This window comes from Nocardia brasiliensis NBRC 14402, from assembly GCF_000308475.2.
GTDB lineage: Bacteria > Actinomycetota > Actinomycetes > Mycobacteriales > Mycobacteriaceae > Nocardia > Nocardia brasiliensis.
In genome coordinates this window covers 368,978-376,264 of the sequence record NZ_BAFT02000027.1, presented here as the reverse complement: position 1 = coordinate 376,264, position 7,287 = coordinate 368,978, and the positions used below count along the sequence as shown (strand labels likewise).

Sequence of the window (7,287 nt, the reverse complement as noted above, 5' to 3'; positions counted from 1 at the left end):
CGACCCGCGGCCGACGCCGGCCCTGCCGCTTCCGGCCACCCCCGCGGACGGGGGTCGCTGAGCGCCGCTACCGCGAGTGTTGTTGCGCGGCAATCACTCCGGGACGCCGTCGCCCAGTGCCTCGGTGAGCGTGCGGAGCAGTCCCGCGAGTGGCTCGCGCGCGTCCGCGTCCAGCACGGCGAGCATGCGCTGCTCGTTCGCCATGTGCTGAGGCAATAGGTCGTCGATCGTCCGGCGGCCCTCCGGGGTGAGCCGGACCCGGATAACCCTGCGGTCCTCCGGGCACGGGATGCGCTCCACCCAGCCCTTGGTGGCCAGGCGGTCGATTCGATTGGTGATCGCGCCCGAGGTCACCATCGCCACCTTGAGCAGCGCGCCCGCGGTGAGTCCTTCTTCGCTGCCGGAGCGGCGCAGCGTGGCGAGTACGTCGAACTCCCAGAACTCCATGTCGAAGCCGCCGAAGAAGCGCTTCAGCTCGTGCTCGAACAGCCGCGACAGCCGCTGAACCCGGCCGATCACGGCCATCGGCGAGACATCGACCTCGGGTCGTTCCCGGTTCCAGTGCTGGGTGAACAGGTCCACCGCGTCCGCCATTGTGACTCCTCTCACCTTCAAGAATCTTAATGTTGAACAACTTGACGTTGAGATAACTCTGCGGGTAGATATTTCAACGTTGAGATTATCAATGAGGAGCGAACGACATGACCATAAGCCCAACCCCGCGCACCGGCACCTCGTACGCGGGCACCCTGGCGCTGACCGCCCTCACCCCCATCGTCTGGGGTTCCACCTACGCCGTCACCACCGAATTCCTGCCGCCGGACCGTCCGCTGTTCACCGCGCTCATGCGGGCGCTGCCCGCCGGACTCGTGCTGCTCGCCTTCACCCGGATGCTGCCCCGCGGCATCTGGATCGGCCGGGCCGTCGCCCTCGGCGTCCTCAATATCGGCGCGTTCTTCCCGCTGCTGTTCCTGGCCGCGTACCGGCTGCCCGGCGGTGTCGCCGGTGTCCTCGGTGCGGTCGCGCCCATGTTCGCCCTCGCCTTCGCGACCGTCGTGCTCGCGGAAAAGCCCAACGGGCGCAAGGTGCTCGCCGGTTTGATCGGCGTCTTCGGCGTCGCGCTCGTCGTGTTGAAGGCCAACGCGCAGCTGGATACCGTCGGCGTCGTCGCCGGACTGGCCGGAGCCGCGTCCATGGCGGCGGGCACCGTGTTCACCCAGCGCTGGGGGCGGCCCGCGGGGGTCGGCCCGCTGGTGCTGACCGGCTGGCAGCTGACCGCCGGCGGCCTGTTCATCCTGCCGCCGGCCGTGCTCATCGAGGGCGCGCCGCCCGCGCTGGACGGGCGTGCCATCGGTGGCTACCTGTACCTCGCCGTGATCGGAACCGCCGTGGCCTACTGGCTCTGGGTGCGCGGCATCTCCAAGGTGCCCGCGACCTCGGTCGCCTTCCTCGGGCTGCTGAGTCCGGTGTCGGCCGCGGTGATCGGATGGATCGCGTTGGGTCAGGCGCTCGGCCCGCTGCAGGTGGCGGGGCTGGTCATCGCGCTGGCCGGCACCGTGTACGGCCAGCTTGCCGGACGCCCGAAGCCCGCGGCGGTCGTCCCGGCCCCGGCCCCGGCTCCCGTGCTGGTCGAGTCCCGCTGAGATTCGCCCGATAATCAGGGTTGACCTTGACGTAGCGTCAACTTGCATGCTGGATACACCGACGAGAAAGAAGGGAGAAGGTCGTGCACACCGAATGGTCCATCCAGGATCTGGCCAAGGCGGCCGGTACCACCAGCCGCACGCTGCGCCACTACGGGCAGCTCGGGCTGTTGCCGCCGAGCCGGATCGGCACCAACGGTTACCGCTTCTACGACCAGGACTCCCTGGTGCGGTTGCAACGCATCCTGCTGCTGCGTGAACTCGGCCTGGGCCTGCCGGTCATCGCCGAAGTGCTCGCGGGCGAACAGGACACCGGTGCCGCACTGCGCACGCACCTGGAACTGCTCCGGCAGGAACAGGATCGGATCCGGCGCCAGATCGAGTCGGTGCAAACAACGCTGCACAAGACGGAAAGAGGTGAACAACTCATGGCAGCAGAGGTTTTCGACGGCTTCGACCACACGCAGTACAAGGACGAGGTGATCGAACGCTGGGGTAGGGAAGCCTACGACAGCGGTGACAAATGGTGGCGCGGGCTCACTGCGGAGCAGAAGCAGGCGCACATGCAGACCGCCAAGGACATCGCCGCGGATTACGGCAGGGCGCACGCCGCCGGGCTCACCCCCGACAGCCCCGAGGCCCAGGCCATCACCGCCCGCCACCGCGCCTGGATCGGCGACGGCTGGCAGGGCCGCGCCGTGGTGAAGGAGGCCTTCATCGGACTCGGCGAGATGTACGTCGCGGATCCGCGTTTCGGCGCGAACTACGACGTGCACGGCGCGGGGACGGCGGAGTTCGTCCGTGACGCCATGCGGGTCTACGCGGAGACACAGCTGTAGATCGGGCTCTACCGACGGCCGGTGCGCATAATGATGCGTGCCGGCCGTTTTCGGTGCGGTCGACCGAAAGGGGGCCAGACATGGCAGAGGCCGAGCCGGGCGCACGCACCTCGGAACCCGGTGGCGTGGTCGCGACCGTCGCGGGGGTGCTCGCGCTCTGTACCGCCCTGTTCGAACTGTGGGGCGAGCGGGCGGTGTTGAACGCCCTGCGCCATCAGCCACCACACATCGACAAATCGCTCGCCGCGTTCTCGATCGTGGGTGCGTTGCTCGCCGCGCTCGCTCTCGGCTACGGCGCCGTCCTGCTGTTGCGCCGCAACGAGATGGGTCGCTACCTCCTGATCGTCACCTCGGGCGTGCTGACCGTGACAGCCCTTGCCGCCCTGGTGGTTTCGCTCACCGGATACCAGCCCGACTACGGCATCGATTGGATTCCGGAAGAAAGCCGGGTGCTCGAAACCGTCAACGGCCTGTTCGGCGGGCTCATCGGCAGCCTGACCGCGCTGCTGCACCGCGACTGGATGGCGGCACTCGCCTCCGCGGCCTTCCCGCTCGCCGTGTTCATCCTGGCTTCGTCCCGCTACACCGCCCGCCGGCTCGAGCTCACCCCGTCCCGCCGTCGCGCCGAGCGCATCGACTACGGCACGGCCGACGCGTGACCCCGGCGTCACTGCCCGCTTAGACAGGGCTCGATCGACAGTCTCGTACCCGGTAGGGTTCCCTCCGATCACGAGGGGGGTTCGATGAACGATCCATATGGCCGACCCGGCAATTACTTTCCGCCGCCGGTGCCGCGGCCGTCATCCGAGGTGCTGGCAGGTCTGGCCGCGTGCGTCGGCGGCCTCACGGCCTGCGGCGGCGCGCTGCTCGGCGCTCACGTGTTGCGGACGGTGGACAGGATCAAGAAACCGACCAGCGGCGACCCGGCGTTCCTGGAGACTTACGACGCCTGGAAACTCACCGAGGATGTCCATTCCGGGCTGGCAGTCCTGCTGGTCGTTTCCGCGTTCATGGCCGGAGTCCTCGCGCTGGGTGGCCTGCTGTACCTGAGCGGCAAGCCGCTCGGCCGCCCGATGCTGCTCATCGGAGGCGCCTGGACCTTCGTCGGCGGCCTGATCAGCGCGGTCTACGGTGGCGAGCGCGGCTTGGCCGTCGACGCGGAATTCTCCTTCCTGGTGCTGGTCTGCGGCGCGGTCGTCGCCTTGACCGCCACGGTCCTCGCCCTCGCTACGCCGCCGGCCGCCCCGCTCCCCGTCCCGCCGATGCCGCAACCCTTCCCCGCACCGCACCTGAATCCCCAAGGCGGACAACCCCACCAGCCCCCTCGGCCCTGACCACCCTGTCAGAGGTTTCCGGAGGTGGTGACTGCCGCGCGTTTTCCATTGCCACGCGCGCGTGTCATTCGAACGACCCGCGCGCGGCAACGGGCGACCGATCAGTCAATCGGCGACGTCTTACCGGTGGCGCCATGATCGGCGAATTCCGGGCGAAATTCGGATGGCGGGGACGCGAAAGCGGGCCGGGGCAGCGGCCGGTTCCGTGCTCCTCGTGACTCCACCCGGAGCCCGCGCGGACTTCGGATACTCTGGGCTCCCGTGACCGTCGCATCGTCCCCGGGTACCTCCGCCAACTCCGCACAGTACGACCTGATCGTCGTCGGCTCCGGCTTCTTCGGCCTGACCGTCGCCGAACGCGCCGCCTCGGTGCTCGGCAAACGCGTTCTAGTGCTCGACCGTCGCTACCACATGGGCGGTAATGCCTATTCGGAACCGGATCCGGATACCGGCATCGAGATCCACAAGTACGGCGCGCACCTGTTCCACACCTCGAACAAGCGCGTGTGGGACTACGTCACCCAGTTCACCGAGTTCACCGGCTACCAGCATCGGGTCTTCGCGATGCACAAGGGCCAGGCTTTCCAGTTCCCGATGGGTCTGGGCCTGATCTCGCAGTTCTTCGGCCGCTACTTCACACCGGAGGAGGCGCGCAAGCTCATCGCCGAGCAGTCCTCGGAGATCGAGACCAAGGACGCGCAGAACCTGGAGGAGAAGGCGATCTCGCTGATCGGGCGCCCGCTGTACGAGGCGTTCATCCGCGACTACACCGCCAAGCAGTGGCAGACCGACCCGAAGGAACTGCCCGCGGGCAACATCACCCGGCTGCCGGTGCGCTACACCTTCGACAACCGCTACTTCAACGACACCTATGAGGGCCTGCCCAAAGAGGGCTACACGAAGTGGCTGGAGAACATGGCCGCCTCGGAGCTCATCGAGGTGCGGGTGAACACCGATTGGTTCGAGGTGCGCGCGGAACTGCGCGCGGCGAACCCGGACGCGCCGGTCGTCTACACCGGCCCGCTGGATCGCTACTTCGACTACCGGGAGGGCGAACTCGGCTGGCGCACCATCGATTTCGAGACCGAGGTGCTCGAGACCGGTGACTACCAGGGCACCTCGGTGATGAACTACAACGACGCGGACGTGCCGTTCACCCGGATCATCGAGCCGCGCCACTTCCACCCGGAGCGCGACTACCCGAACGACAAGACGGTGATCATGCGCGAGTTCTCCCGCTTCGCGCAGACCGGCGACGAGCCGTACTACCCGATCAACACGCCGGAGGATCGCGCCAAGCTGGCCGCCTACCGCGCGCTCGCGAAGAAGGAAACCGCAACGGAGAAGGTCCTTTTCGGCGGCCGCCTGGGCACCTACCAGTACCTGGACATGCATATGGCGATCGGTAGCGCGCTGAGCATGTTCGACAATGTGCTGCGGCCGCACGTGGAGACCGGCGCCCCGCTGACCGCTGAAAGTGCAGAATGACCTCCCAATCCCTTTTGGACGATATGGCCACCGAGACCCGCGCGAAGTCGCTGCTGCAACGAATCATCCTGCCCCGGCCGGGTGAGCCGCTGGATGTGCGCACCCTGTACGTCGAGGAATCCGCGACCAACGCCCGGCGCGCGCACGCCGCCACCCGGACCTCGCTGTCCATCGGCGCGGAGTCCGAGGTGTCGTTCTGCACCTACTTCAACGCGCTGCCCGCCAGTTACTGGCGCCGCTGGAGCGTCCTGTCCGCGGTGGTGCTGCGGCTGGAACTGGCCGGGCACGGCCGGGTCGACGTGTACCGCTCGAAGGCGGACGGTTCGCGAATCCACGTGCAGGGCAAGGAGTTCGCCGTCGCGCCCGGCACCGAATCGGTGTCCGTGGAGTTCGAGACCGATCTCGGCCCGTTCGAGGACGGCGGCTGGATCTGGTTCGACATCACCTCCGACACCGCGGTCACCCTGCTGGCCGGCGGCTGGTACGCGCCGATCGAGGCGCCCGGCGCGGGCACCATCGCGTGCGGCATGCCGACCTTCAACCGGCCGACGGACCTGGTGAAAACGCTGGGCGCGCTCGGCTCCGACCCGCTGGTGCTCGAGCAGGTCACCGCGGTGATCGTGGCCGACCAGGGCAACCGCAAGGTGGTCGACGAACCCGGTTTCGATGAGGCGGCCGCCGTGCTCGGGGACCGCCTGGTGATCCGCGGCCAGCCGAACCTCGGCGGCTCCGGCGGGTACAGCCGGGTGATGTACGAGGCGCTGAAGACCACCGACGCCGAGTACATCGTCTACATGGACGACGATATCGAGATCGAGCCCGATTCGATCCTGCGCGCGCTGGCCTTCGCCCGGTTCGCCAAATCGCCGATGCTGGTCGGCGGTCAGATGCTGAACCTGCAGGAGCGTTCGCACCTGCACAGCATGGGCGAGGTGGTGGACCGCGGCATCTTCATGTGGACCTCGGCGCCCAACGTCGAATACGACCACGACTTCGCCAAGCACCCGCTCAAGGACCGCGACAACTCCAAGCTGCTGCACCGGCGCATCGACGTCGATTTCAACGGCTGGTGGACCTGCGTGATCCCGCGCCAGGTCGCCGAGCAGATCGGGCAGCCGCTGCCGCTGTTCTTGAAGTGGGACGACGTCGAATACGGCTTGCGCGCGCGCGACCACGGCTATCCGACGGTCACCCTGCCCGGTGCCGCGGTCTGGCATATGGCGTGGAGCGACAAGGACGACGCCATCGACTGGCAGGCCTACTTCCACCTGCGCAATCGCCTGGTCGTCGCCTCGCTGCACCTGCCGGGCAACGGCAAGGCGATGGTGGTCAACACCATCAAGGCGACGTTGAAACACCTGCTCTGCCTGGAGTATTCGACGGTCGCCATCCAGAACCTGGCCATCCGCGACTTCCTCGCCGGGCCGGAGCGGCTGTTCCAGCTGCTGCCGAGCGCGCTCGGCGCGGTGCACGCGCTGCGCAAGCAGTACCCGGACGCGGTGATCCTGCCCTCGTCCACCGAGCTGCCGCTGGCCAGCCACCTCGAGGTGGGCGCGGTCGCCGAGCCGGCCAACCCGATCGCCAAGGTGGTCCGGCTGGCCAAGGGCGTGCTGCACAACCTGCGTCCGGCACACGCCCAGCATCACGAGACCCCGCAGCTGAACGTCCCGACACTGGACGCGCGGTGGTTCTTGCTGTCGCAGGTCGACGGAGTTACCGTCACCACCGCCGACGGACGTGGCGTGGTCTACCGCAAGCGTGACCCGCGCCAGGCCCTCGGCCTGTTCCAAGAAGCGATGCGCCTGCGCAAGGAACTGGCCGCGCGCTTCCCCGAGATGCAGCAGCGCTACCGCGCCGCGCATCCGCAGCTGACCAGCACCGCGGCCTGGGAGAACGCCTTCGGCCTCGGTGCGCAGACGAAGGGCGAGAAGTCTTGAGTTCCGGTGCGGTCGACAACACGGCGGTGAATCAGCCGCTGCAGAG

At 67.9% G+C, this 7,287-nt stretch carries 7 protein-coding genes; 6 read left to right on the top strand and 1 reads right to left on the bottom strand.

What is annotated here, in order from left to right; genetic code table 11:
- Positions 1 to 93: 93 nt before the first annotated feature.
- Entirely contained in the window at positions 94 to 594 is a 501-nt protein-coding gene (locus TY25_RS08165) for a MarR family winged helix-turn-helix transcriptional regulator (protein WP_042255199.1), read from the bottom strand.
- A gap of 107 nt (positions 595 to 701) precedes the next feature.
- Between TY25_RS08165 and TY25_RS08160 the strand changes: the two genes are divergently transcribed.
- The 6 genes from TY25_RS08160 (at position 702) to TY25_RS08135 (ending at position 7,241) form a co-directional block, all read left to right on the top strand.
- The gene (locus TY25_RS08160; RefSeq protein ID WP_042255198.1) at positions 702 to 1,643 is read left to right on the top strand and encodes an EamA family transporter; all 942 of its coding nucleotides are present in this window, start codon (positions 702 to 704) and stop codon (positions 1,641 to 1,643) included.
- A gap of 83 nt (positions 1,644 to 1,726) precedes the next feature.
- Complete coding sequence (locus TY25_RS08155) at positions 1,727 to 2,482, top strand: MerR family transcriptional regulator (protein ID WP_042255196.1); 756 nt, start codon at positions 1,727 to 1,729, stop codon at positions 2,480 to 2,482.
- Between the two features lie 80 nt (positions 2,483 to 2,562).
- Positions 2,563 to 3,141 (top strand): hypothetical protein, encoded by a 579-nt coding sequence (locus tag TY25_RS08150; protein WP_042255195.1) that lies wholly within the window; start codon positions 2,563 to 2,565, stop codon positions 3,139 to 3,141.
- Between the two features lie 84 nt (positions 3,142 to 3,225).
- Positions 3,226 to 3,816 carry a hypothetical protein gene (locus tag TY25_RS08145; protein WP_042255193.1) on the top strand — a complete coding sequence of 197 codons (591 nt, stop codon included), beginning with the start codon at positions 3,226 to 3,228 and terminating at the stop codon, positions 3,814 to 3,816.
- A 261-nt stretch (positions 3,817 to 4,077) separates the two neighbouring features.
- Complete coding sequence (gene glf, locus TY25_RS08140) at positions 4,078 to 5,304, top strand: UDP-galactopyranose mutase (protein WP_042255192.1); 1,227 nt, start codon at positions 4,078 to 4,080, stop codon at positions 5,302 to 5,304.
- On the top strand, positions 5,301 to 7,241 hold the full coding sequence (locus tag TY25_RS08135; protein WP_042255191.1) for a glycosyltransferase: 1,941 nt from the start codon (positions 5,301 to 5,303) through the stop codon (positions 7,239 to 7,241). Before glf ends, TY25_RS08135 begins: the two co-directional genes overlap by 4 nt.
- Positions 7,242 to 7,287: the final 46 nt, after the last annotated feature.